This window comes from Bacillus sp. FSL M7-1020, assembly GCF_038050415.1.
GTDB lineage: Bacteria > Bacillota > Bacilli > Bacillales > Bacillaceae_G > Bacillus_A > Bacillus_A toyonensis.
Window position 1 is genome coordinate 3,048,473 of the sequence record NZ_JBBOTW010000001.1, and the last position, 25,139, is coordinate 3,073,611.

Genomic DNA, 25,139 nt, shown 5'->3' on the forward strand with positions numbered 1-25,139 from the left:
TATGTAAGAGCAACTAGAAGATATACTTCTAGCCTACTCCCATTTATAGGTCCAAAATTGTTCAAGTTGCAGCCATTTCAATGTTGCTGCATCTTTGTTTTTTATTTTTGCATGTGTTTCTTCAAGCATTGCTTCTGTTTGTGAACGATGCGCGCCTAGTGCAGCTAATTTATGTTCAAATACTTCACTAATATTATTTACAACATCCGGTTCACCGAGCACTGCTTCACGATTTCTCGTAATCGCAACCGCATGAATAACTGGACGTTCTTCTTTTGGCATACGTGATACAGCGCGAACGACAGCGCGGCCAAATGCATCATGATCTGGATGTACGCCGTGTTCTGGATAAAATGTAATAATTCGAGATGGATTTACTTCTTGAATTATCGCTTCGATTTTATCTGCAACGAAATCAACATCTTCAAATTCTAACGTTTTATCATGGAAACCGAGCATTCTTAAATCTTGAATCCCCATCGCTTCACATGCATCTTTTAATTCTTTTTCACGGATATTTGGAATCGTTTCACGGTTAGCGAATACATTCTTCCCCATGTTACGTCCCATTTGTCCAAGAGTACCACATGCATACGTTACAGGTACTCCTTGATCTGTTAATAAGCGAATTGTCCCTCCCGCAGCAAATGCTTCATCATCTGGATGCGGAAATACAACAAGTACATGTCTCTCCATAAGTTTCCCTCCTTCTTACTTAAATGGCGTTAAGCTTAACTCAAGTGCTACCGCTAAGCGACCTTGGTTATCATGCCCTGCTAGTAATAAACGCTCTTTATCGTCTACTTCCCAGTGCGTAATACCTTCTGCATATACCCAGCCATGATCCATTTTCAAACCAACTCGGTATGGGTTTGTTCCAGTTATTTTCCCGCGCTCAAAGCGAATAATTGCATTTCGAATGAATGCTCCAACTGTCATCATCTTTTCATTAAAGTGTGACGCATACGCTCCGTTCGTTGTTTCTAAATGAATATATACATCTTTATTTACAAAACGTTCAATTTCATTTTGAATAAGAGAACTATCTTTTACTATTTCCATCGGAATTCACCTCTTTAAACCATTTTACGCAAAAATAATGTAAATTGCTATCTCTATATTAGAGGACAACGCTCACTTTTCCTAATAATTTGCACTGTGTTTTGTTATTTTTTTTATCATATGTGGAATTCAGAACTTTTCCTTCACTTCGTTAAATAGTTTTCTTTCTTTTTTGAATTTGCTACAATATATTTTATCCCGTATGAATGCATCGGGATACGTTTTGACGATTGAATACATATTTTAAAGAAGGTGACTCGCTTGGAACAATCAGCACATGAAGTAGCAAATTGGCAATATTATTTTGCAATTGCCGTATTTTTAGTCACGTATGGTTTTATTATTTCTGAAAAATTGAATCGTGCTGTAATTGCACTATTCGGTGCTGCTATTATGATTATTTTTGGAATTGTAGATTTACACACTGCTTTCACATCACATATTCAATGGGAAACGATCACCCTTTTAATCGGGATGATGATTCTCGTACATATTACGAGTCAATCAGGCGTATTTGAATTTGTAGCTATTAAAGCAGCAAAAGCAGCTGACGGAAAACCGATTCGCATTTTATTATTACTATCCTTATTAACCGCCGTCGGTTCTGCATTTTTGGATAATGTAACGACTGTTTTATTAATCGTTCCTGTTACACTATCCATTACACGTATTTTAAAAGTTAACCCTGTTCCTTATTTGATTTCAGAAGTACTGTTTTCAAATATAGGTGGAACAGCAACTTTAATCGGTGATCCACCTAACATTATGATTGGATCAGCTAATAAGCATTTAGACTTTAATGCCTTTTTACTAAATTTAGCTCCAATCGTAATTATTATTTCTATCGTTACACTTGGCATTATTTACTTCATGTATCGTAACAAACTAAAAACAACGCCTGAACAAATCGAAAAACTAATGGCGTTAAACGAAAAAGATTATATTAAAGATCAAAGCCTCCTTTTAAAATCGATTACAATTTTAGGACTAACTATTTTAGGCTTTGTACTTCATTCTATTATTCATGTAGATGCTGCCGTTATCGCAATGACAGGCGCTACACTTCTTATGTTAATCGGCGTAAAAGAACATGAAATAGAAGATATATTTGCCCACGTTGAATGGGTAACCATTTTCTTCTTCGCCGGACTATTCGTTCTCGTTGGCGGATTAATTGATATCGGACTTATTTCTTCACTCGCAAAAGAAGTAATCGACGTAACAAATGGTGATATCGGTTTCGCTGCGATACTTATTTTATGGGTATCTGGCATCGCATCTGCGACAATTGACAATATTCCATTTGTCGCAACGATGATTCCTCTTATTCAAGATTTAGCTACTGGCCTCGGATTATCTGTTGATTCGCCGCAAATCGAAGTGCTATGGTGGGCGTTATCTCTTGGAGCTTGCTTAGGAGGAAACGGAACATTAATCGGAGCATCAGCAAACGTAGTTGTTGCTGGTATTGCAAAACGTGAAGGACATGGATTTTCTTATATGGACTTCTTAAAAATCGGTTTACCGTTAACAATCATTGCACTATTGTTATCACATGCTTACATTTATTTACGTTATTTAATGTAGAAGTTGTACTGTATGAAATTCTATCGTCAAATACAAAAGGTTTGCAGCATAGTGCTGCAAACCTTTTTTCATCACCAAAATATACCGATAATTGCTAATCCACCTAAAATCATACCACCAATTTGCCCGACAATTGTCGGTGATAGTTGAACACCTTTTCTCACTTCAACAACTGGTCTTTCGTGCCTTAGTTGCTGCACCTCACTTTCAAGTTGGTGCACACTTCCGTGTAACTCTTTAATAAGTTCTTTTAATTCGGCGACCTCTTCATTTACTGGTTTTGCCTTTTCCAAATTCATTTTGCATGACTCCTTATAAATTCAATCAGTACACTGTAAATTTTCGCCAATTACAATTATATCTCCTGCATACTACATATATAATTTCGAATGTACTTTCTAACCTTGCAGCTCTATCCATTCATCCCGCAATATCCCCATAATGATACGATCAAAATACTTTCCATCTCTTTGAACCGCTTCTCTCATACAGCCTTCCATTTGAAAACCTATCTTTTTATACAATGCAATGGCAGGTTTATTATACGAAATAACATCGAGACCGATGCGGTGTAAATTCAATTCATAGAAAGCATACTTTAGAATAAGATGTATTGTTTCTTTTCCATATCCTTTTCCTCTATCATTCGCATCTCCTATACCAATAGCTAATACACCTGTTCTGTTATTCCACTCTATACCATGAATCGCCACAAAACCAATTAAGCGATCTTCTTGAACTGTCCTTACCATGAAAGAAACACTATTCGATCTCCGTCCTTTTAATAGCCCATCACTTGCTATTTCATTTAAAGATTGCGGGAATGCTACATCTGTATCTACATTTCTTAAATACTCACTATCTTCTTGCCACATAGCCATTACTTCAACATCTTTTTCTCTACTAGCTGATAATTTGATCGTTTTATTTTGAAAAAGATTCATTGTCATTTCAAACTCCCCCTTTTTAAGTAACGGGGATACTTATTTTAGCCTATTTATCCCCTTGTTCCATAAACAGCTTTATAAACGGGATACTTACAATAAGCGCTGACATTGGCACATCTCCTCTATACTAAATTAACTTCATTGTATAATTTTTCATTTATTCTAACAATAAGAATTACAAAAAGACCCTCCAAATTTAGAGGGTCTTCCCTAATAGCAAAACTGTATTATTTCGTAAACATTTCCTCCGCTTCATCCATCGCCATTTTGTTTCCTAAAGCAGAATAGTCAAGCCATGGTTGGTCATTAATAGTATATACGTGCTTACCTTTAACAGCTTTTAAGTCTTTCCAAATTGGTGTTTCTTGAAGTTGTTTAAATGCTTCTTTCGCTTTATCGTCTCTATTTACAACAACGAAAATAGCATCTGCATCAAAGTCAGGTAATACTTCTTGTGAAATCACTTCGAAAGGACGGTTTCCATCAATTTTCTCTACACCATTTGCAGGTTGTAATCCTAAGTCTTCGAATAAAATTGGTCCCATCGGTCTTTTCGTACTAAATACACGTAATTCTTTTGCAGTAACGCGAATTGCCATTACTTTTTCGTTATTACCCAGCTCTTTATCTATTAAATTTTTCACTCGTTTTGATTGTTCTTCATAGTCTTGAATATATTTATCTGCTTCTTTCTCACGGTTTACAAGTTTACCTACTTCTTTTAAATGATCTCTCCACGTACCTTCATCTAAATTAAAAGTATGTGTTTTTGCAATTTTTTCGTATTTCGCTAAATCTTTGCCAGCATATTTTTCATCCACATAAATTTCAGATGGCTTTAATTGTAGTAATGCTTCCATATTCGGATCTGTTACAACCCCAAGTTTCTTCGTATCTTTCAACTGCTCTTTTGCGTGTGGTAAGAAATCTTTTAAATCTCCACCAATTACAGAACCTACTGGTGTAATTCCTAATGCAAGTAAATTATTCGTTAAGTGAATAGACATAGAGGCGATTTTTGGCTCATTACTTTTTTTCGTTGCCTCTTCATTAGCTTTCGTTTGACCACATGCTGCTAGTACTAAAATACACATGATGCTAAATAAAATAGTAAGTTTCTTTTTCATATGTTCTCCTCTTTGAAGTAGTTATTTTGTTTTTGTAAGTAAATAAAGAAAATACGGTGCTCCTAAAGCCGCTACTACTACACCAGCCGGAATAGAATTCGGCTCAAATATAGAGCGTCCTATCGTATCTGCGAGCACTAAAATAATCATTCCGATTATGCCAGCTAACGGAAGGAAGTGTTGATAGGTAGTACCTACTAACTTTCTTGCGATATGCGGAGCAACTAAGCCGATAAAGCCAATCCCCCCTGCCATCGATACACTTGCGCAAGATAATCCAACCGCTGTAGCTAAAAGTAATAACCGTTCTTTTTGCACAGAAACACCAAGTCCTGCTGCTACACTATCACCTAGTGACAATGCATTTAACGTTTTAGATTTTAGCCACGCATAAGGGGTTAGTATGAAAATCCAAGGTAATAATGCCAGGACATGAATCCAATCCCTTCCCCACACGTTACCAACTAGCCATCTAGAAGCGAATGTATACGTCTCATCATTTAACTTGAGAGAGAAAAATAGCGAAATTGCACTAAAGCCAGCTGAAACTGCAATACCAATGAGAATAAGTCTAATGGGAAGTAAACCTTTTGACCGATCACTCGCAAGTAAAATAATAAGAAATGCAGCTAATACTCCTCCGCCAAATGTAAATAACGGTATTAAAATGGATGCACTCTCATTAATAGAATGAAAGAGAGTAACAAATACGATAAGACCGAAAGATGCACCTGAATGCAACCCTAAAATACCAGGATCTGCAAGTGCATTACGGGATAACCCTTGCAAAATCGCACCGGAAATACCAAGACCAATACCGGCTAACATCGTGATTATTATTCTTGGCATACGATAATCATATAGCACGGTTGCACTCTCAAAATCACCATAACCCAAAAGTGTTTCAATTACTCTAAGTGGCGCTATACTCAGTGTCCCTGTATTTAAACTAATTAAAATTACAGCGATACTTATACATCCGAAGATTGTAGTTACAGTAATAGCTCTCTTTTTATCCGTGTTAAAAAGATCCTTCACTTATAATTCCCTCCCAACTTTACGTGCTATATAGAGGAAGAACGGAACTCCAACAAGAGCTACCATAATCCCTATCGCAAGTTCCTTAGGAGGATTTACTGTTCTTGCCCCTAAATCAGCTACAACTAATAACATAGCTCCTAATAATGCTGACATAGGAATAATGAGTCTATAATTAACACCAACTAATTTTCTAGCAATGTGCGGGATAACTAGTCCTACAAATCCAATAGAACCAACAGCTGAAACAGAAACACCTGCCAGAATAACTACTATAATCATCCCTAGTATTCTCGTTCGGTTCGTTTTCACTCCTAAATTTGTAGCAACATCATCTCCCATTGATATGAGTGAAATAGATCTTCCTAACACTATCGCAAAAATAATCGTTATAAGAATAATAGGGACTAAAAATTTCAAGTGTTCCCACTTAACCCCTGCAACACCACCAGCATACCAAAACGCTAAATCTTGGCTTAAATCATAATAAATCGCAACACCTGAACTTAATGAATGTAAAAGCGCTGCCATAACCGCTCCAGCAATCGTTAACCTCATTGGTGTTAACCCGCCTGATGTTGCTGATCCAATAACAAAAATAAGTACTGTACTTAAGACAGCTCCAATAAAGGAAACAATCATTAAATAGGAATACGGCATATGTGGGAAAAAAGCAAAACTAAGTGCTACTACAAACATCGCACCTGCATTTATTCCGAGTACACCTGCATCAGCTAAAGGATTTCGTGTTACACCTTGCATAACAGCACCAGCAACCGCAAAAGCTGCCCCTACAACTGCTGCACCAATTACTCTCGGGAGCCTTAATTCATAAATAATTTGGTGCTGTGTTAGTTTCGGATTGTAATCCAAAACCGCTACCCACACCGTTTGTAAATGAATATCCTTTGCACCAAATGAAATGGCTAAAAATATAGATCCAATTAAACATAAAATTGTTAAGCTCATGAAACATATGAACTTAATATGTATCCAGCGGTTATTACCAGCATGTACAGTAGACTTATGTAACATGTTTCATTTCATCCTTTATATTCAGTTGTTTTTTATAATTATTTTTTATTTATAATTAATATTGATAATAATTATCATTTTCATTTAGATATTATATCCCCACTTTTTTTAAATAGCAAACTATTTTTTACTTTGTTAAAATATTAAAATACTTATTACAATTCCCTTCTAAAACTTACAAATACATGCAAAATAGACTACTAGCTTATTTTTAAAATCGTAGTATACTTAGTCATTATTTCGAGTTTTCTAACAAACTTATCAAAGGAGACCCAATGTTCTATATAAAACAATTACTACATTTCACTTACGAACAAGCATTATCTTGTTTATTCCCAGTCACTATTTTTTTAACACTAGCCCTTTCAAAAATCATTTCTATCCCAGGGTTATATCGCTATGATTTCATACTCATCGTATGCCTTCTTATGCAGTGGATTATGTACAAGACTGGTCTTGAAACAAAAGACGAACTAAAAGTAATTACCATCTTCCACCTCATCGGCCTTTTACTAGAAATATATAAAGTACATTTCGGTTCATGGAGTTATCCCGAAGAGGCATATTCGAAGGTTTTTGGAGTTCCGCTTTACAGCGGTTTTATGTATGCGAGTGTCGCGAGTTACATATGTCAAGCGTGGAGAAGGTTGCATTTAAAAATGCATCATTGGCCGAAAGCTATTTTTGCCGTGCCGTTAGGAGCTATGATTTACTTCAATTTTTTCACACACCACTTTACATACGATTTTAGATGGATATTAACTTTACTACTATTCATTGTTTTCTCTCGCACATTTGTACAATTTTCATTACAAGGCGTTACATATAAAATGCCACTCGTTCTCTCCTTTTTCCTTATCGGATTTTTCATTTGGATTGCAGAGAACATCGCAACATTTTTCGGAGCATGGCAATATCCAAATCAACGGGAAGCATGGAGTCTCGTTCACTTAAGCAAAATTAGTTCATGGTTTTTACTCGTTGTTATTAGCATTATGATTGTCACGCAGCTCAAACATTTGAAGGAATCAAAAAGATAATGCTGATTATGTAAAAACAGTTAGCCCATCACTCATTAGAGAGTGATGAGCTAACTGTTTTTAGTAATATTTTTTAAACCGTCCTTATCAAGGAAGTTATAATTTACAAGAGTATAAGCAATTACACATTATGAACTGCTACTAGCAGAAGATGTTGCTACAGATGAAGCGGCAATCGTTGCCATCATGGCTGCCTGTTGTGCTTGTATGAGGACTTCTATCATTGTTTGTAAACCTGTGTTAGTAGCTTTACTTTCCTCACCTTTCTGACTTACGAACAGTTGAATAGCAATAAGAATAGTTGTATCTGTATGCCAACGGAACAATTTATCCCCCTGCAATTTTTCAATAAATGCTCGAATAGAATGAATCTCTTTTTCTCCGTCCTCGAGTAACGCTAGTAGCCCGATAGCTGGGTAATGCATCTGTTTTACTTTTACCTTTTCTTGCTTTAACAAATTCCATATATTTGTACATTTTGCAACTAATAGTTCTTCCCTGACATCCTTCTTTAGTGAAAGAATATGACTCAAAAATTGAAGATCATTCCCTTTACGCAAACCAGCTGTCGCTAGTTTCTGATAAAGACGTTCCACTCGGTCCATAAGTGTTTCTACATGCTCTGATTGTCCTGCTAATAAAACTGCGAGCGGATAATCATTTGTACTTGTAAGAAAGAGGTGATCCTTTTTCATGCGTTTATATACTTGCATCGAACGCTGAATATGTGTGCCATGCTGTTCATTTTCTTCTGTTAAAAGCACAGCTGCTGCGAGATAAGTAAATATACTCCGGCTAAAGCCACCAGTGACCAATTGTTCATATAAATCTAAAAACTTCTGAAAAGCTTTCTTATAATCTGTAAAGTGAATATCTAATGTTGCGGCCACTACAAAACGATGATAAGACTTTAAGTATGAAAACATCCCTACCTGATTCTTAATATAACTACTAATTTCTAAAAAACGTCCGAGATCAAACAACTTATCACTACCTGCATACATAGCAGCAATCATCATTGCTGTTCGAGAATCACTCGTTTTCCATTTTAGTTCTCCCTTTAACTGTACATATGTATGTTTATATTGCTCCAACTTTTGCTCTAATGTAATCATAGTATTCACCCCTATTTCTAGTTCTTCTCTATCATTATACGTATATTCCATATTTAGGAATACTATAATTAATAATCACACTATAAAAATTATAAAATTCTCTTATCCTTCTTCATCAGCATCACGATGATAATCCCTAATCCTTCAAGAAGTTATACAAAAAAGGTAGATAATAATTTATCTACCTTTTTTGTATATATTATTTAACATTACACCTGTATTGCTTGTTATATGCAATTAAGACTAAAGAGCTTTAATAATACGTTCCATCGCTTTCATTTGCCCAATATGATCAGCTTCATGATAAAGCATCATACCGTAAAGCTCCCCTACTGTTTCCAATCCTAGGAATGGCTCTGGCAGTTTATTTTCAAATGCTTCTGCTGGAATTTCGTTAATACGTTTTGCTTGTTCTTTTAATTGAGCCGTTAACACTTCTAACGATGGTCCTTCTGTTTTCCATTTAGATGGTCGTGATCCATACCCAAACATACCTGGATATTCAGTTGGTAATTGTTTGAATTCTTTTCCAAACATGAAAACTTCTGCTGCTGTTAACACGTGACCGATATGCCAACGAATTGTATTGTTAAAACCCTCTGGCTGCGTATCCGCAGTTTTATCATCTAACGTTTCCATAAATTTAAGTAACGCCCCGCGCGTTATTTCAAATTGTTTTAAACCCACTAGTCTATTCATTTTATCGTTCTCCTTCTTGATGTACAATTTATTATGAACTAAGAATGTTCAACTTATTAATGTTTCACCTTGTTTAATCTATCAGAAACAAATAAGAAATACATCTAATATGCTTATTAAAAATAATAAAAAGGTTCACTCCTCGTAAATATAGAATTACTTACTATGTAAATAAAAGAGGAGTGTACTTGCATGTTGCATATTTTAAAACAACAATATAATCTTATTAGCTCTACAAGAGAAACTCTATTTTCGTTTTTGGAAGAAATCCCAGTAGAAAAATTACATAGCACAGTTCCTAATTTCGGAAGCGGTAGCATTATAAAGACTCATATTCATGTAGCCGATTGCTATCGATACTGGCTTGGATCATTCGCATTCAAGCAAAAAAGAGCAGATTTTTTATTTGCTAGCGATTACGAAATTGAGCATGCAGATGTGGAAAAAGTCCGTGCTAGATTTAAATTAGTAGATGAGACTGTACAACGTTTTTTAGATGAATACAATGATCGTTGGCTTGAAAACATAGCAAATGAAGTGAAATGGCAAAAAGAACCTTGGAGCACAACACCGCTATGGCTTTTAACTCATACGGAGACTCATGAGTTTCATCATAAAGGACAAATTGTATCAATGGCTCGTCACCTTGGATATACTCCTCCTGATACAGACCTTAGTTAATTCAATGGTTCATGATTACCAAAAAAATTAGAATGAATACAAATCGAGCATGTTTTGAAATCCAATCAAAACATGCTCTTAAAATATTCTATCTTACAATCTCTATATCCTCATCAATACCAAATAGTCTCAGCATAATTATATGCATCACTATTTGGTATTGCATGTTTCCCCTGCGCTTGCGCCTTTCTTGGATCTAAATCATATACCATTGGCGTATAGCATGATGTTTGCCCTTTATTTACAACACCATTTCCTCCAGCACTTCCGCAAGTGTAGGCCTTTCCATCTGTTTTTCTAACAATCCTTGCATCAGCTTCGTTATTATAAACTGCCGGGCGGGTTACAGTAACTTTTGCCCATGCTGTTTTACACGTCGTGCTAAATTTTAATTCTACATAAGAATTTGAATCAATCCACTTCTTTTCTTTCGTTACTGCGGATTGATCACAGCTGTTATAGTAAGGACTTTTCCCATCATATGAATGATCTTCTGCGTATACTTTATCGCTATTAGTCGTGCTAAACATACTAGTTACAATGAGTAAAGATAGCAATAAACATGCACTCGTCTTTTTTAAAAGTTTCATATAATTTCACTCCTTTCTTAATAACGTGCTGTTTTTCCGTAACCGTTATTAAACGTAACTGCTTCAGCATCTGCTGTGTATCCGAAATCAGCAGTTAAATCAAATACCATTCCTGTATAAGTGCTCGTTTGACCTGTTTTTATTGTGCCGTTCCCCTGATTAGAAGTAACTGATTTTTGGAATACACCATTTTTGTATTTATTCACAACAGCGTACGCGTACACTCCTCCCGAAACAGCTGGTGCTGGTTGATCTAAAACAAACTTAGCCCATGCTGCATGACATTTATTACTGTAACGTAAATACACTGTCCCTACTTTTTTACTACCTTCATATACAGCTGTAGATTTTGCATTAAATCCATCTGCATCACACGTTGTACTTCCCCCGTATACTTTCGTTGTTGCTGGATTTTTCCCGTCATAATAACTACTTAAATCAGTAGCTGCAAATGTACTTCCTTGAAAACTAAATAATACACCTATACTTGCCGCACTTAACACGCATACTTTCATTAACTTTTTAAACATTTTAAATTCCTCCTCACAATAAGTACGTATACTAAAGACAAGCTATACTGCTATGTAAGTCCTCCTTTCACGCTTCCTAGAGGCATCTTACAGAAACGAATAAACGTTGTAAATTCCCTTATGATTATTGGAATATACGAAAAATTTTACTTATCCTTTTAAGAAAAAAATTGAGAAATACACATTTTATAGCATTCTATATTTAAAACATAAAAGAACCGATACTTGTTATATTCAAGCATCGGTTCTTTATACAAAATTGCCATTTTTTCTTTTATATAAAATAAATATTTCTCCACTTAATCCGTTACAAAAAACTCCCTCGTTACATCAATAAATTGTCGCAGTGGCACTGTCATCCATTTATCTTTATGCCAAGCAATTTGTGTATAAATCGGAGCTATTGTTTCTTTTAACACTAACTCCTTTAACGTCCCTTCCCGTATATCTTTTTCTACTACTATTGCTGGCAAAACTGCTATACCTAAATCCGCAATGACACATTGTTTAATTGCCTCGACACTAACAAACTCAATCTTATTTGCTGGATATACGTCTTCCGCACGAAATAACTCTTCAAATAAAGTCCGATATGAGCACCCTAGTTCAGTTAACAAAAGTGTTTCACTCTCTAAATCTTTTATAGAAACGGAAGCCTGTTCGAGTAAACAATGCCCTGGAGCAGCTACTACTTTTAATTCTTCTTTCATAAGTGGATTCACATGCAAAGCATCTTCTGTTTTACATTCGTCCAAAATAAATGCAAGATCGACTTTCCCCTCCATCAATTGTTCCTTCGCATCTTTATTGGAATGCGCTGGTTTAAATATAAGCTTTATTTTGGGGAATTGTATTTTAAACCTCTTTAATATAGACGGAAGCCTATATGTACATTGACTTTCTTGTGCACCAATTATTAACGTACCTGCTATTTCCTCATCATCTTTCACAGCCGTCTTCGCTTCGTTACTAAGTGCGATTATCTTGTCCGCATATAGTTGAAACTTTCTTCCTGCTTCAGTTAAGAAAAGACGTTTCCCTAACCTCTCAAATAGTGGTGTACCGAGCTCAGCCTCTAACGTTTTAATTTGTGCTGTAACACTCGATTGGGCAAAGTTTAATTTCTTCGCAGTTTGTGTAAAGTTCAAAGTTTCCGCGGCTATTTTAAATGTAATTAATTGTTTTATCTCCATTTATCATCCCTCTTTTCAATCGATATTTTCGATTGATTCCATCGAAATAATCCTCTTTGCCTATCGATGTTTATATTGTATGATAAAGAGCATCGACAAACAATATAAATGGAGGTATTCCATATGAAAGCACTTTGTTTCGAACAGTTCGGAAATCCGGATGTACTACAATATAAAGAAATACATGATCCAATCATAAATTCAAATGAAATTCTTGTCCGCACGAAAGCAATCGGTTTAAACTTTGCTGATATTTATAGACGCCGCGGTGATTATCATCTCGCTGGTAACCCGCCATATATATTAGGTTATGAAGGGGCTGGTATTGTTGAACAAGTAGGAGCTGACGTTACTACTATCAATCCTGGAGACCGTATTGCATTTGCTGACGTCCCATTTGCAAATGCAGAATTAGTTGCCGTTCCATCAGAGAAAGCAATTCCACTTCCAGATTCTATCCCGTTTGAAACAGCCGCTTCTGTCTTATTGCAGGGCTTAACAGCACATTATTTAACGAAAGATAGCTATCAAATAAAACAAGGTGATGTTGCTTTAGTACATGCTTCGGCTGGTGGTGTTGGTCAACTTCTTATACAAATAATTAAACTACTGGGCGGAAAAGTAATCGGCCTCACATCATCAAAAGAAAAAGCAAAAGTAGCCACGTTAGCTGGTGCTGATCGCGTATTTTTATATACTGAAGAATGGCATACGAAAGTACTTGAAGTGACTAATGATGCCGGAGTAAATGTTGTATATGAATCAGTAGGTTCTACATTAGAGGAAAGTTTTAAAGTTACTAAAGTTGGTGGTACCGTTGTATTCTACGGAATGGCTGGTGGTAATCCCGTGCCTGTTGATCCGCGTATGCTTATGGATACTTCAAAAACTTTAACTGGCGGAGACCTTTGGAACGTGCTTACTACTTTTGAAGAACGTAAGCAGCGCTCTACTCAATTATTTGATTGGATCACTACTGGAAAATTAAACATTGCGAGTCCTACTACATTCTCTTTACAAAACGGTGCCCGCGCCCATGAATTATTAGAGAGCCGTAAAAGCACAGGGAAGATTTTATTGATACCATAATCGTTCATATTTAAAAAGGAAGCTAGATTTTCTAGCCTCCTTTTCTTATCTCTATTTGAGATTTAATTATATTTCCACACTTTCTTTCCCTTTTGCAACATACCTCATATCTCCAACCGACTCGACTGTGTATGTTCCACCTTGATATACAATCTTCGTCACACTAGCATTTTCCACTCCAAGTTTTGTTTTACTACTATCTATCATTTCTATTAAGGCAGTAATCAAAAGCCCATGAACGACAACTAAAACGGTACCGTCTCCATTTGCAGCAGCTTCTTCACTAATTTTATCAATCTCTGTTTTTATACGAGTAGAAAATAATTCCCAATCTTCCGCTTGTTTCGTAGGGTCTGCTGCTCTAATAAGATTAATTACTTCTTGAATAGAAAGCTTCATAAGTTCTTCTGGTGCTGCAACACCCGCAGCTTTTCCAACCGCATCCCACATATTTTCAAGTTTTTCACCTTCAAAAATACCAAAATTTAATTCTCGCAAATTTTTTCTTTTCTCAAGTTTCAATTTTGATTGCTCACTATATTTTAATACTAAATTAGCAGTTTCAATCGCTCGGCCGCTATCGCTACTATACACATTCGTAAAATGAACATCTTTTAATCCTGTTCCTAAATTTGAGGCAACTTCCACACCTTTTTCTACTAACGGAGAGTCTGCCCAACCTTGCGCGCGATGGTTCGTATTTAATATTGTTTTACCATGTCTTGTAACATATAACGTAACTACATTCTCATTGCTATTTGTTTCTCGCTTATTCATTCTATTCTCTCCCTTTACGTTTCTATATCAATTTTACCACCTCAATTATTCATTGAGCAAAATATACGTCAGTAGATCTGCTGAATAAAAAAAGCTATCTTTCTGTATATCTCTACAAAAAGATAGCATCTTTTATGATTACATTTCTTAGCCAATACTTCTACTCAGCAAAAGCACTCGAATATTGTACAATTCCTTCTACACCTTGAAGAGTGTTCTCTCTTAGCTCCATCACCATAAACACTTCATCTGGCACTTCAAATGGCGCTTTTATATTCCACTGACTTGCGCGTTCAAAACCGAATTTCGGATAGTACTCTGGATGCCCTAATACTACAACTGACCCGTATCCTAATTCTTTCGCTTTTTCTAAAGTAGCCGTGATAAGTTTTCCACCAATTCCTTTCTTCTGATGGCTTGGTGCTATTGACACTGGTGCAAGTGCTAATGAATCTACAGTAGTCCCACCTTGTTCTATTGTAATTTTCGATAACATAATGTGACCGACTATTTCCTTATCTACTGCAACGATGGATAACTCCGGAATAAATGCGTCACATTCTCTAATACGTTTTACAAGTTCATGCTCTTTTTTATCACTAAATTCTTCATTTAAAAATGCCTCTTTTACAACTTCTTCTGTCTTTCTATAATCATTTTTTTGTTCTTGTCTAATCGTTACCATTCTATATTATCCTCTATTCTTTCTTATTTCTTTTTGGATTTTACGAAGTGCTTTTTTCGATCCACGCTCTATATCATGTTGCATTTTTCTTTCTTTATAATCAACAAATAGTGTACTTAAATCGTACCCTTCTGGATATAATTCTTTCGCTGCTACCTCTAAAGTAATGCGTTTTACATTCACTTCAACGAATTCACCGTTATAATATACAACGACGTTATAGAAATTATCTTTTTCCTTATAAAGGATACCAAAATCATCATAATCCAATAAATTCACACGGTCGCCGACTTTGTACTCATAATGAGATTCTCTTTTCGCTTGCACAAATTTCGGTTTTCTAATTTTACTTTCATTCACTTTTTCTATAGCGTATTCTTTATTTCCCATATACTCTTTCGCTCTTTGCAGTACATGTTCTTTTACGTTCATTTTATTCGCAATCCAAAGCGCATTACTTTCACCTGATTTACCGATAACTAATTTATAAAGTGGCTCTAGTGTTTCACTATTAAATTGCATTGCTGCGTTCATAAAATCACCATGCATTTCTGAAAAGCGTTTAATTTCACCGTAATGCGTACTCGCAATTGTAATACATCCCGCAAGGTAAAATTCTTCTAAAATAGATATCGCAAGCGCCGCACCTTCATTCGGTTCTGTACCGCTCCCTATTTCGTCAAATAGTAGTAACGTATTATTATTTGACATCCTCATAATTTCAGACAGATTTTTCATATGAGATGAAAAAGTGCTTAGTGCATTTTCGATACTTTGATTATCACCAATGTCTACAAATACATTTTCGAAAATAGCAATTTCCGTTTCTTTATCTCCCGCAATATGAAAGCCTGACATTGTCGCTAATGTTAATAGTCCGATTGTTTTTAACACAATTGTTTTGCCGCCTGCATTTGGTCCTGTAATAATTAAACTACGGTACTCTTGACCAATTTCAAAGTTTAACGGTACAACTTGCCCCGTTAAAAGCGGATGCTTACAATTCATTAAATGAATGTTTCCGTGATCGTTTAGCTTCGGTTCTATTCCATCGATTGATTTACTAAACTTCGCTTTCGCAAATACCATGTCATATTGACTTATCAGTTCCATATTAATTTTTATACTATAAATATTTTCTACTACCATTCCTGATAGTGTCGCTAATATTTGATACTCTTCCATTGCTTCTTCTGCTTTCAAACTTGCTAGTTCCACATTTAGCTTTGTAACCGTATGTGGTTCTATAAATACAGTAGAACCTTTTGCAGAAGCTTCAACAATACTCCCAGCAACTTGATTTTTATAGGAAGATTTAATTGGAATCGTATAACGGTCATCCTTTTTACTAATAAAGAATTCCTGAATAAATTTCTTATTTGCACTACTATTTAAAAACTTCGTTAAACGCTCTTTTATTTTTCCATCTACAGAATCGATATTATTTCGAATTCGTTTTAACTCTTTACTTGCAGCTGCATCAATACTATTTCCTTTAATTGAAAAGTTAATTTCCTCTTCAATGCTTTTATATTCAGTCATTGAATTTGCATAGGAAGCTAATACTGGTGCAAAAAATCCTTTATCTAACATAAACTTTTTAATCTTTCTACATCCACGTAAAAAGTCTGAAACACTTACTAATTCCTCTGGATCTAAAATCATCCCTTTTTCTAATTTTTGAATTGTACTCGCGATATTTGAAATTCCGAAAAAAGGCACATGTCCTTCTGCATCTAATATAGTCCTTGCTTCTGTCGTTTCATTTAAACGATTTCTCACTACTTTTATACTTGTACTCGGCTCTAATTTATTTAATAATTCCTTACCTAATCCACTTACACAATAAGATTTCACTATTTCCTTTAATTCGTTATATTGTAACTTTTCAAAAGTCATCGTATTCATTTTGTTTCTCCTCACTATGATTGATGTTTATCATAAATGAAGATACCTACTCATTAGATCCCAATGAGTTTTACATTATTCAATTACCATTTTTATACATTTAAAACGTATACAAAAAAGCTGCGGGGGATACCGCAGCTTTTACATTTACAAGGCATGTGTAATAACATATGAGGAAATAAACCATAAAAAACGAATGGCAATCCTCTCATTACACGCTTTATAAAGTATTGTAGGTATCTTCATAGGTTTCGAAATAAACGCATGACAAAATTAGGGGTATGATATACATAAAAATCCCCTGGTCTTATCCGATTTATTTCATTAAATTTTTCCTATTTAATACCTACCGCACTCACAAAAAGCACCTCTCATTAATTTATATTTTATGGTCATTGAAATCTAATTTATTGAAATCATCATACTATATGTTTTGCAAGAAGTAAAGGTGTCATACTTTTATAACTATACAGAATGTAAAAAGAAGAGGAAACTTATATTTCAGTCTACCTCTTCTTTTTCATCACCAATTTACTGTTGAACATATATAGAAACAGAGCCTCCACTTACATGGAATTGCCCCGATCCATCTTTATTAATTGTTACAGTATTTGTTTGATTACCCGTAATATCGTACCATACTTCCCCAGCGTTATTCTTTCCAACATCCATCCACTTTGATCCTCCTGGTCCATCGGAGATTAATGCCGCTAAACCAGACTTAGCATGTACACTATCTCCTTCTCTTGTCCAGCCAATCACATCTGGATGGTCTAAATAATCACGCTGCGTACCATATGCAAAGTTTTTTCGTGCCGTCAAAATTGGATCAATTTTATCTTTTAACGCTGGAATTTCATAACTACTATTTCCGCTTGTCCCATAGTAATCACCATAAAAAACTGAAGGATAGCCCTCTGCACGAGTTAAAATAAATGCATATGCCAGCGGCTTAAACCACGGACTTACTACAGATTCCAATGATTGCCCAGGTTGAGAATCATGATTCTCAACGAGAGTAACTGCGAGTGCAGGATGATTTTTCATTACTGTTCCATTTAAAATATTTCTCATATCATAATTCCCATTTCCTGTTGAAGCATAATGAAAATTGTAATGAAGCGGTGCATCAAATACAGATTGATTATAATTGACTTTCGCCAAATAATTGTTTAAAGTCTGGATATCATTTTGCCAATATTCAGCCACTGTAAACATTTCTTTCCCCGTTTGCTGTCTGACATGATTTACCCAATCGCGTAAATATTCATGATCAATATGTTTAACAGCATCTAAACGAAATCCATCTAAATTTAATTCATTCGCATACCACGTTCCCCAACTTTTCATTTCATTCGCAACATCTGGATGATCAAAATCAAGATCTGCATACATCAAATAATCATAATTTCCATTTTCGCTAGACACTTCCCAGTCCCACGCTTTACCTATACCCCTAAATTTATAAATTCGGTTTAATTTCCTTCCTTCATCCCAATCCGTTCCGTCAAAATGATACCATTTCCATTTGAAATTAGAATAAGCATCTCTGCGCCCTGGAAAGTTAAAACCCGTCCACGCACTAATTTCATAATCACCTGATACTTCAATATTTCGATTGTTACGGTCTACCTCAACAGCTGTTACGGTTTCAGTATAATCAGCCCCACCTTTATGATTCATAACTACATCACCGTATACGTCGATGTTTTGCTTATGTAAAGCGTCAATTGCAGATTTCAACTGTGCCTTTGTCCCATATTTCGTCCGCACCGTTCCTTTTTGATTGAACTCCCCTAAATCGTATAAATCATAGGCCCCATACCCTACATCATTTTGCGAAGTCCCTTTATATGCAGGTGGTATCCATACAGATGTGATTCCCTTATGAGCTAAACTTTCAGCATCATAACGCAAACGATTCCAATGATTCCCATCATTCGGAGCGTACCACTCAAAATACTGCATTAATGTTCCATTATTTATCGTTGCTGCTTCCGCCTTATTCCTCCCATATATATTAGGAAAAAGCAAAATAAATAATAAACAGACTACCGTAATCCTTTTCAACATATTTACACCATCCCCTTTAAGAAAACGTTTGCATAACTCATTAAAATTATTATAATATTCGTTCTACAGTTAGTAAAGTAACAATCTTTTAATCTCTCACATTATTTTTCAAAATATGAATTTAACTATTCCACAAGTACCCCCACATAGTTTAAAATTCACATCGTATTCAAAATTGTATACAATTTATCTATAAAAGTATGACGGAGGGATTTCTATGACAGACTTTCAAAAACAATTTTTCGCACGTTTACATATAGAAGAAAAAGAAACCATATCATTTGAAGATTTATCTCAACTTATGTATGGAATGGCGCAAACTGTTCCATTTGAAAATTTAAATGTTCTCGAAAATAACTTTAAAGAAATATCAAAAGAGAATTTAAAAGAAAAAATTTTAGTAAACAACCGTGGCGGTCTTTGTTATGAACTAAATCCTACTATGTATTACTTTCTTAAAGACTTTGGATTGGATGTTTATTTAGTTTCAGGAACAGTTTACAATGCTGCGAACTCTATATGGGCTGTCGATTCCGGACATATCGCAACTGTTTTAAAACATCATCATGAACTTTATTTAATTGAAGTGGGGTTCGGATCATACTTACCTCTTGCACCTGTTCCTTTCTCAGGTGAAGTCGTTCACTCAGTAACAGGAGATTATCGTATTCGCAAAGAAACAACTGAAAAAGGAAATTACATTTTAGAAATGCGTAAAAACAATGAGTTTCTAGATCAATCTTCTGCTGATGATTGGACATTAGGCTATGCATTTTATATAGAAGAAGTGGATGAAACGAAAGCGAATACAGCACAAAAAATCATCGTTGAACATGAGGGCTCACCATTTAACAAAGTACCTCTTATTGTAAAACTTACACATGACGGACACGTTTCTTTAACAAAAGATCGTCTTACAATAACAAAGGACGGTACAAAATCTAAAGAAGAAGTTACAGACGAGCAATATACAAACCTTTTACATTCGAAGTTCGGAATTACACTATAACTGTTTAAGCCTTGCTATTTACAGCAGGGATTTTTTGCAATTTGTTGTATTTCATAGTTATATAGGAATATGACTACACGTTTAGAAAGGAAATGATTATGACAGAACTTAAAGATCGATTACAAGTACCCGATAATGAAAAATGGAAGTTAACAGATATTTACGATACGATTGATGATTGGGAAAATGATTATAAAAAAATAGAAATGTTAACAATTGAACTAAAAGAATTTAATGGAGATATTCACGATGGCAATCGTTTATTAGCTTATTTAACAAAGAGTGAAGAAATATCTAGCATATTATCTTTAATGTTCGCTTATGCGCGATTACAATCTGATCTTGATACACGCGATACTGACGCCCAATCCCTTGTCGATAAAGTATCACAATTACATGTAAAGGTAAGCGCAGCGAAATCATTCTTCTCCCCATTCTTACTTAGCGTAGAAGAAAACACTTTACACTCTTACATAGAAGAAACGGAAGGGTTACTATACTATAAAGAAGACTTATTTGAATTATACCGTTATAAAAAACACGTATTGAATACGGATCAAGAAGAAATTTTATCCCAAATGGGTGAAGCACTTTCCTCTCCGCAACATACATTTGGTATGCTAAATAATGCAGATATATCATTTGGTGAAGTGACGAATGATGATGGAAAGAAAGTGAACTTAACACGTGGAATGTATTCGAAGTTAATAGAAGATGAGAATCGTGAGAAACGTAAAGAAGCTTATAAGGCATATTACAAACCGTATGTTCAGTTAAAGAACTCAATCGCTTCTACATTATCTTCTGCTATTAAAAATAATGTTACTGTTTCAAAGCTAAGAAAATATCCATCAGCTTTAGAGAAATCATTATTTGGCGATATGGTTCCGAAAGAGGTATATGAAAACCTAATTGATACAACGAAAAAAAACATTCAAACATTACATACATACAATGAAATTCGTAAAGAAAAATTAAATGTAGACGAACTAAGACAATACGACTTAAGCGTCGATTTAGTACAAGGTGTAAAACAAGACATTCCATATGACGAAGCGTTTGATACTATGATTGCATCACTTGCTCCTTTAGGAGAAAAGTATATTGAAACATTAAAAGGTTTTAAAGATAAACGATATATAGATGTGAGAGAAACACCTGGAAAACGTTCGGGTGCTTATAACTTTGGGGTATATGGCGTTCACCCATTCATTCTTTTAAATCATCACGATGATCTAAATAGCCTTTTCACACTTACTCATGAGTGTGGTCACGGTATGCATACGCATTATTCACACGGATACCAACCAAGAATTTCTGCACACTATTCCATTTTTGTTGCAGAAGTCGCCTCTACAGTAAATGAAGTGTTATTAATTCACTACTTATTAAAAGAAGCGAAAGAAACGAACGTACGTAATCATTTAATTAACTACTTTATCGATAGCTTTAAAGGTACTTTCTTTACACAAATCATGTTTGCAGAATTTGAAAAAATCACACATGAAATGGCCGAACAAGGTAAACCATTAAACGCCCAAGTCTTTAGCGAAATTTATGAAAAGCTATTTAGAGAATATAACGGTGATTCACTTGTATTTGATGAAGAAGTAAAATATGGATGGTCTAGAATCCCTCATTTCTATCGTCCATTTTACGTGTACAAATACGCAACTGGATTCGCCTCTGCCATTCAAATTGCCGATAAATTATTAAGCGGTGATCCAAATGCACAAAAAAACTATATCGAATTCCTTAAAGGCGGAAGTTCTGACTATCCATTAAACCTACTGAAAAAAGCTGGTGTTGATTTAACTACGCCAGAACCGATTGAAAGTGCATTAAATCGCTTTACTCAACTTGTTGAAGAGTTTTCAGCATTATAAAAAAAGCATGCAGAGTATATACTCTGCATGCTTTTTTCATTCGAATCACTTTATTCTACATGTTGCTGCGTCACACAATGAATCATACCACCATACGCATACAGTGCATTTACATGAATACCAACGATTCTTCTTCCTGGAAACTGCCCTTCAATGATTTGCAGTCCTAACTTATCATGTTCATCACCGTATATAGGAACCAATACAACTTCATTTCCAATATAGAAATTCAAATACGAACCTTTACAGTCTGCCTCTTTTACCACTTTTCTTGTTACTGGTACTGGGAGGAGTTGAAATGGACTTCCATCTATATTTCTCGCTTGTCGCAATTCTTGATAATGCTTTTCTTGCGCATCCAAAAGGTACGCCTCTCCTTCCCCGAAAGGATCATATTCATAAAGAATCGTATTTTCATTTACAAAACGTGCTGCCCCATCAATATGATAATCCGTATCTTCATCATAATTATCTTCACCACGAATACCAGTTATCCATATAAAATTCGTTACCCCTAAATACTTCGTTAACTCCATTTCAATCTCTTCCTGACTTAGTGTAGGATTTCGATTTTCATTTATAATAGAAGTTTTTGCCGCCATTAAGGTCCCGTTTCCGTTTATCTCTATTCCTCCACCTTCTAGACAAACACTTGCTGCAACTTTTGGGATACTATACATTTCACTTATTTCGTCCGGAATAACAGCATCATTTTCATACGGATATTTATCCCCCCAACCATTAAAAATCCAGTGCGTTAAGCAGAGATTTTCTTCCTTATCTTTTACAAATATCGGTCCATTATCTCTTATCCATATATCATCAGTTTCTTGAACTAAAAAATCAATTTTATCCATATTTACGTTCTCTTCAATTAGCTTCGATTGGACATGTGTTTTTTCTTCTTCATCATATACAACAATATGCACATTCTCTCCGTAATGAAGCTCCTTCGCCATCGTTACCCAAATATCATCTAACTTAGCTCTGTAACCTTCACCTCTATGCGTTTTATCATGAGGCCATTGGAGCCATGTCCCCTCATGTTTCTCCCATTCTGCAGGCATATAAAACAAACTATTTTCTATATTTCTCATACATGTTCACCCCTTCTCTAAATGTAAGTCCAGTCCATACTTTGACATCGTGTTAAGGTCAACAACAATATATTCATTTGCTTGTAACTACTTCATAACGTTACTCTTTATTCTCCCTTGTGATACACTACTTCTCCTTGTAAAACTGTCATTAATACTTTCACACTCGGAATCTTATCGACACTCATTTTAGTAATATCCTCATTTAGTATTACGATATCAGCCGATTTTCCTACTTCAATTGAGCCAGTAATCTTATCAAGTCCTAGTGCCTTAGCTGGCTTAATTGTATAAGCATCAATAGCAGCCTGTACATTAGACAAGCCTTTCTCATCAATACTTAATGCGTTCGAAATCGTCACAAGTGGATTCAATTCATTTACATCCCAATCACTACTAAGTGATACATTTGCACCTGTTTTCCAAATTTGTCCTAACGGCATAATTCGTTTCATTTGCTGGTCTGTAAAATACGTACTTGCCCAGCTTTGTTTAGGATCTTCCGCAAAATCATGACCGACTTGAAAATCAGCGCTAACTCCTAAATGAGCAAAACGATTCATATCACTATCTTCTACCATTTCCACGTGCGTAAGCGTATACGGCTGTTTTGCCCCTTCTTTTTTCGCTGCTTCAATTGCATTTAAACTCTCTCTTACTCCACTATCTCCAATTGTGTGAATAAGTGCACCGTAACCAAGTTTATTAAGTTCAGTTAACCACCATTTCATTTTTTCTTCTGGAATATAGTTCAAACCATACGGGGTTCCTTTAAACCACTCAAATTTATATTTTTCAAGCGTTTTCGCTGTACTGTTAATACTAATTCCATCACTATACATCTTCACTTGATTAATAAGCATGCGTGACGACAAACCATCTCGCTTAATCTTTTGGAAATACTCGATTTGTTCTGCTTCATTTAAGTTCGGATACACCCACGGACGAAGTACTACCCGTGACGTTAACTTTTTCTCATCATTTACTTTATTCCAAACATCTAACCAGCCTCGTTTCCAATAGAGACGTCCATCCCCCACTGTAGTAATACCATTCTTCGCAACTTCATCTAAGCCGTCCAGCAAACCTTCATAATTTTTTTCGAACAAATTCGGTTGGGCATTCCATACTTTTTCCATTACGATATCTCCAGCTGTATCATAAAGAATACCAAACGGTTCTCCTGTTTCTGGATCCCGAATAATTCTTCCACCTTGTGGATCTTTCGTATCTTTATTTATCCCAGCCAACTCCAATGCTTTCGAGTTAACCCATACAGAATGAGAGGTTCTTTCCATAATTATTACTGGGTTATTAGGAAATAGCTCATCAAGAACTTGTAATGGCGTTTGTTGTTCTGACTTTTCATCCATATTTTTTAACAGCTCTTCCAAACTAAATCCTGTTCCACTTATCCATTCCCCATCTTTCACATCTTTTTTACAAGCATTTAAATACGAGCGTTGTTCTTGCAACGCAGCTTCTGGTGAGACACTACAATTCCCTGCTGCTGGTGATTTCGCTTCAAAAATATGATTATGATTATCCACAAAACCAGGAAGAAGTTGACGTCCTTGTAGATTTATCACTTTCGTATCTTTATTAATCAATTTTTCTACATCCTTATTTGAACCGACAAAAGTAATTTTCCCATCTTTAATCTCTATAGCTTCTGCCATTTCTTGCTTTTCATTAGAAGTGTAAATTGTACCATTTTTAAACACTACATTTTTGGGCAACTGACTAGGTAGAGCAGAGCTACCATTCTCACCTTCTCCTACTTCAGGCGTACACGCTGAAATCCATACCATACTTAGAATCAAACAAATAATCATGATTTTTCTTTTCATATTCTTTCTCCTTTTTATTATGATAAAATGAAACTTTAATCAGTGGTGGACTCCATCCCTCACTAATTATTTGCCCACATCCATCAGGCTTTTACGGACAGCCTGACTCCCAAAAAATAGC

At 35.3% G+C, this 25,139-nt stretch carries 24 protein-coding genes; 6 read left to right on the top strand and 18 right to left on the bottom strand.

What is annotated here, in order from left to right:
- Nucleotides 1-33 precede the first annotated feature (33 nt).
- Together bshB2 and MHB70_RS15520 are read right to left on the bottom strand one after the other, a co-directional pair.
- Nucleotides 34-696 (bottom strand): bacillithiol biosynthesis deacetylase BshB2, encoded by a 663-nt coding sequence (gene bshB2, locus MHB70_RS15515; RefSeq protein WP_000439466.1) that lies wholly within the window; start codon nucleotides 694-696, stop codon nucleotides 34-36.
- 15 nt (nucleotides 697-711) lie between these two features.
- Nucleotides 712-1,062 (bottom strand): YojF family protein, encoded by a 351-nt coding sequence (locus tag MHB70_RS15520; protein ID WP_000407039.1) that lies wholly within the window; start codon nucleotides 1,060-1,062, stop codon nucleotides 712-714.
- A gap of 261 nt (nucleotides 1,063-1,323) precedes the next feature.
- Between MHB70_RS15520 and MHB70_RS15525 the strand changes: the two genes are divergently transcribed.
- The gene (locus MHB70_RS15525) at nucleotides 1,324-2,649 is read left to right on the top strand and encodes an ArsB/NhaD family transporter (RefSeq protein WP_000438005.1); all 1,326 of its coding nucleotides are present in this window, start codon (nucleotides 1,324-1,326) and stop codon (nucleotides 2,647-2,649) included.
- 71 nt (nucleotides 2,650-2,720) lie between these two features.
- Here the strand turns inward: MHB70_RS15525 and MHB70_RS15530 are convergent, their stop codons facing one another.
- The 5 genes from MHB70_RS15530 to MHB70_RS15550 all read right to left on the bottom strand — a co-directional run bounded on the left by MHB70_RS15530 (nucleotide 2,721) and on the right by MHB70_RS15550 (nucleotide 6,796).
- Nucleotides 2,721-2,948 carry a hypothetical protein gene (locus MHB70_RS15530; protein ID WP_001047296.1) on the bottom strand — a complete coding sequence of 76 codons (228 nt, stop codon included), beginning with the start codon at nucleotides 2,946-2,948 and terminating at the stop codon, nucleotides 2,721-2,723.
- A 99-nt stretch (nucleotides 2,949-3,047) separates the two neighbouring features.
- Entirely contained in the window at nucleotides 3,048-3,599 is a 552-nt protein-coding gene (locus MHB70_RS15535) for a GNAT family N-acetyltransferase (protein ID WP_000178481.1), read from the bottom strand.
- A 224-nt stretch (nucleotides 3,600-3,823) separates the two neighbouring features.
- On the bottom strand, nucleotides 3,824-4,723 hold the full coding sequence (locus MHB70_RS15540) for an iron-hydroxamate ABC transporter substrate-binding protein (protein WP_061530509.1): 900 nt from the start codon (nucleotides 4,721-4,723) through the stop codon (nucleotides 3,824-3,826).
- A 21-nt stretch (nucleotides 4,724-4,744) separates the two neighbouring features.
- Nucleotides 4,745-5,761, bottom strand: coding sequence for a FecCD family ABC transporter permease (locus MHB70_RS15545; protein WP_000653816.1), 1,017 nt, complete (start codon nucleotides 5,759-5,761; stop codon nucleotides 4,745-4,747).
- Complete coding sequence (locus tag MHB70_RS15550) at nucleotides 5,762-6,796, bottom strand: FecCD family ABC transporter permease (protein ID WP_000902729.1); 1,035 nt, start codon at nucleotides 6,794-6,796, stop codon at nucleotides 5,762-5,764.
- 275 nt (nucleotides 6,797-7,071) lie between these two features.
- Here MHB70_RS15550 and MHB70_RS15555 point away from each other — a divergent pair, with 275 nt between their 5' ends.
- Complete coding sequence (locus MHB70_RS15555) at nucleotides 7,072-7,836, top strand: DUF817 domain-containing protein (RefSeq protein ID WP_000499378.1); 765 nt, start codon at nucleotides 7,072-7,074, stop codon at nucleotides 7,834-7,836.
- Nucleotides 7,837-7,964: 128 nt separating this feature from the next.
- Here MHB70_RS15555 and MHB70_RS15560 read toward each other — a convergent pair whose 3' ends face one another.
- Complete coding sequence (locus MHB70_RS15560; protein ID WP_002039050.1) at nucleotides 7,965-9,002, bottom strand: DUF4003 domain-containing protein; 1,038 nt, start codon at nucleotides 9,000-9,002, stop codon at nucleotides 7,965-7,967.
- A 192-nt stretch (nucleotides 9,003-9,194) separates the two neighbouring features.
- Nucleotides 9,195-9,650: a DinB family protein gene (locus tag MHB70_RS15565; protein WP_001081119.1), complete on the bottom strand. Its 456-nt coding sequence runs from the start codon at nucleotides 9,648-9,650 to the stop codon at nucleotides 9,195-9,197.
- Between the two features lie 192 nt (nucleotides 9,651-9,842).
- Between MHB70_RS15565 and MHB70_RS15570 the strand changes: the two genes are divergently transcribed.
- The gene (locus MHB70_RS15570) at nucleotides 9,843-10,331 is read left to right on the top strand and encodes a DinB family protein (RefSeq protein WP_000902402.1); all 489 of its coding nucleotides are present in this window, start codon (nucleotides 9,843-9,845) and stop codon (nucleotides 10,329-10,331) included.
- A gap of 113 nt (nucleotides 10,332-10,444) precedes the next feature.
- Here MHB70_RS15570 and MHB70_RS15575 read toward each other — a convergent pair whose 3' ends face one another.
- From MHB70_RS15575 to MHB70_RS15585, 3 genes are all read right to left on the bottom strand, one after another.
- Nucleotides 10,445-10,921 (bottom strand): DUF2690 domain-containing protein, encoded by a 477-nt coding sequence (locus MHB70_RS15575; protein WP_000771157.1) that lies wholly within the window; start codon nucleotides 10,919-10,921, stop codon nucleotides 10,445-10,447.
- A gap of 17 nt (nucleotides 10,922-10,938) precedes the next feature.
- Complete coding sequence (locus MHB70_RS15580; RefSeq protein ID WP_000473732.1) at nucleotides 10,939-11,451, bottom strand: YjfA family protein; 513 nt, start codon at nucleotides 11,449-11,451, stop codon at nucleotides 10,939-10,941.
- Between the two features lie 299 nt (nucleotides 11,452-11,750).
- The gene (locus tag MHB70_RS15585) at nucleotides 11,751-12,644 is read right to left on the bottom strand and encodes a LysR family transcriptional regulator (RefSeq protein ID WP_000403868.1); all 894 of its coding nucleotides are present in this window, start codon (nucleotides 12,642-12,644) and stop codon (nucleotides 11,751-11,753) included.
- A gap of 123 nt (nucleotides 12,645-12,767) precedes the next feature.
- Between MHB70_RS15585 and MHB70_RS15590 the strand changes: the two genes are divergently transcribed.
- Nucleotides 12,768-13,733 carry a quinone oxidoreductase family protein gene (locus MHB70_RS15590; RefSeq protein ID WP_000645240.1) on the top strand — a complete coding sequence of 322 codons (966 nt, stop codon included), beginning with the start codon at nucleotides 12,768-12,770 and terminating at the stop codon, nucleotides 13,731-13,733.
- 66 nt (nucleotides 13,734-13,799) lie between these two features.
- Here MHB70_RS15590 and MHB70_RS15595 read toward each other — a convergent pair whose 3' ends face one another.
- The 4 genes from MHB70_RS15595 to amyS all read right to left on the bottom strand — a co-directional run bounded on the left by MHB70_RS15595 (nucleotide 13,800) and on the right by amyS (nucleotide 19,176).
- Entirely contained in the window at nucleotides 13,800-14,510 is a 711-nt protein-coding gene (locus MHB70_RS15595; RefSeq protein ID WP_001042060.1) for a histidine phosphatase family protein, read from the bottom strand.
- Nucleotides 14,511-14,670: 160 nt separating this feature from the next.
- The gene (locus MHB70_RS15600; protein ID WP_061530510.1) at nucleotides 14,671-15,195 is read right to left on the bottom strand and encodes a GNAT family N-acetyltransferase; all 525 of its coding nucleotides are present in this window, start codon (nucleotides 15,193-15,195) and stop codon (nucleotides 14,671-14,673) included.
- Nucleotides 15,196-15,201: 6 nt separating this feature from the next.
- Nucleotides 15,202-17,103, bottom strand: a complete 1,902-nt coding sequence (locus MHB70_RS15605) for an endonuclease MutS2 (protein WP_061530511.1) — start codon at nucleotides 17,101-17,103, stop codon at nucleotides 15,202-15,204.
- Between the two features lie 531 nt (nucleotides 17,104-17,634).
- On the bottom strand, nucleotides 17,635-19,176 hold the full coding sequence (gene amyS, locus MHB70_RS15610; protein WP_000919644.1) for an alpha-amylase: 1,542 nt from the start codon (nucleotides 19,174-19,176) through the stop codon (nucleotides 17,635-17,637).
- Between the two features lie 217 nt (nucleotides 19,177-19,393).
- Here amyS and MHB70_RS15615 point away from each other — a divergent pair, with 217 nt between their 5' ends.
- The gene (locus tag MHB70_RS15615; RefSeq protein WP_000129201.1) at nucleotides 19,394-20,185 is read left to right on the top strand and encodes an arylamine N-acetyltransferase family protein; all 792 of its coding nucleotides are present in this window, start codon (nucleotides 19,394-19,396) and stop codon (nucleotides 20,183-20,185) included.
- A 98-nt stretch (nucleotides 20,186-20,283) separates the two neighbouring features.
- Nucleotides 20,284-22,071: an oligoendopeptidase F gene (gene pepF, locus MHB70_RS15620; protein WP_000137587.1), complete on the top strand. Its 1,788-nt coding sequence runs from the start codon at nucleotides 20,284-20,286 to the stop codon at nucleotides 22,069-22,071.
- A gap of 50 nt (nucleotides 22,072-22,121) precedes the next feature.
- On the opposite strand, the gene MHB70_RS15625 is transcribed toward pepF, so the two are convergent.
- Both MHB70_RS15625 and MHB70_RS15630 read right to left on the bottom strand, forming a co-directional pair.
- A complete protein-coding gene (locus MHB70_RS15625) occupies nucleotides 22,122-23,168 on the bottom strand; it encodes an agmatine deiminase family protein (protein ID WP_001244196.1) in 1,047 nt (348 codons plus the stop codon).
- Between the two features lie 107 nt (nucleotides 23,169-23,275).
- On the bottom strand, nucleotides 23,276-25,018 hold the full coding sequence (locus MHB70_RS15630; RefSeq protein WP_061530512.1) for an amidohydrolase: 1,743 nt from the start codon (nucleotides 25,016-25,018) through the stop codon (nucleotides 23,276-23,278).
- Nucleotides 25,019-25,139: the final 121 nt, after the last annotated feature.

Bases quoted from the DNA above. Each gene is read 5' to 3' on its own strand.
- bshB2 (WP_000439466.1), bottom strand. From the start codon at position 696: ATGGAGAGACATGTACTTGTTGTATTTCCGCATCCAGATGATGAAGCA.
- MHB70_RS15520 (WP_000407039.1), bottom strand. From the start codon at position 1,062: ATGGAAATAGTAAAAGATAGTTCTCTTATTCAAAATGAAATTGAACGT.
- MHB70_RS15530 (WP_001047296.1), bottom strand. From the start codon at position 2,948: ATGAATTTGGAAAAGGCAAAACCAGTAAATGAAGAGGTCGCCGAATTA.
- MHB70_RS15535 (WP_000178481.1), bottom strand. From the start codon at position 3,599: ATGACAATGAATCTTTTTCAAAATAAAACGATCAAATTATCAGCTAGT.
- MHB70_RS15540 (WP_061530509.1), bottom strand. From the start codon at position 4,723: ATGAAAAAGAAACTTACTATTTTATTTAGCATCATGTGTATTTTAGTA.
- MHB70_RS15550 (WP_000902729.1), bottom strand. From the start codon at position 6,796: ATGTTACATAAGTCTACTGTACATGCTGGTAATAACCGCTGGATACAT.
- MHB70_RS15555 (WP_000499378.1), top strand. From the start codon at position 7,072: ATGTTCTATATAAAACAATTACTACATTTCACTTACGAACAAGCATTA.
- MHB70_RS15560 (WP_002039050.1), bottom strand. From the start codon at position 9,002: ATGGAATATACGTATAATGATAGAGAAGAACTAGAAATAGGGGTGAAT.
- MHB70_RS15565 (WP_001081119.1), bottom strand. From the start codon at position 9,650: ATGAATAGACTAGTGGGTTTAAAACAATTTGAAATAACGCGCGGGGCG.
- MHB70_RS15570 (WP_000902402.1), top strand. From the start codon at position 9,843: ATGTTGCATATTTTAAAACAACAATATAATCTTATTAGCTCTACAAGA.
- MHB70_RS15575 (WP_000771157.1), bottom strand. From the start codon at position 10,921: ATGAAACTTTTAAAAAAGACGAGTGCATGTTTATTGCTATCTTTACTC.
- MHB70_RS15580 (WP_000473732.1), bottom strand. From the start codon at position 11,451: ATGTTTAAAAAGTTAATGAAAGTATGCGTGTTAAGTGCGGCAAGTATA.
- MHB70_RS15585 (WP_000403868.1), bottom strand. From the start codon at position 12,644: ATGGAGATAAAACAATTAATTACATTTAAAATAGCCGCGGAAACTTTG.
- MHB70_RS15590 (WP_000645240.1), top strand. From the start codon at position 12,768: ATGAAAGCACTTTGTTTCGAACAGTTCGGAAATCCGGATGTACTACAA.
- MHB70_RS15595 (WP_001042060.1), bottom strand. From the start codon at position 14,510: ATGAATAAGCGAGAAACAAATAGCAATGAGAATGTAGTTACGTTATAT.
- MHB70_RS15600 (WP_061530510.1), bottom strand. From the start codon at position 15,195: ATGGTAACGATTAGACAAGAACAAAAAAATGATTATAGAAAGACAGAA.
- MHB70_RS15605 (WP_061530511.1), bottom strand. From the start codon at position 17,103: ATGAATACGATGACTTTTGAAAAGTTACAATATAACGAATTAAAGGAA.
- amyS (WP_000919644.1), bottom strand. From the start codon at position 19,176: ATGTTGAAAAGGATTACGGTAGTCTGTTTATTATTTATTTTGCTTTTT.
- MHB70_RS15615 (WP_000129201.1), top strand. From the start codon at position 19,394: ATGACAGACTTTCAAAAACAATTTTTCGCACGTTTACATATAGAAGAA.
- pepF (WP_000137587.1), top strand. From the start codon at position 20,284: ATGACAGAACTTAAAGATCGATTACAAGTACCCGATAATGAAAAATGG.
- MHB70_RS15625 (WP_001244196.1), bottom strand. From the start codon at position 23,168: ATGAGAAATATAGAAAATAGTTTGTTTTATATGCCTGCAGAATGGGAG.
- MHB70_RS15630 (WP_061530512.1), bottom strand. From the start codon at position 25,018: ATGAAAAGAAAAATCATGATTATTTGTTTGATTCTAAGTATGGTATGG.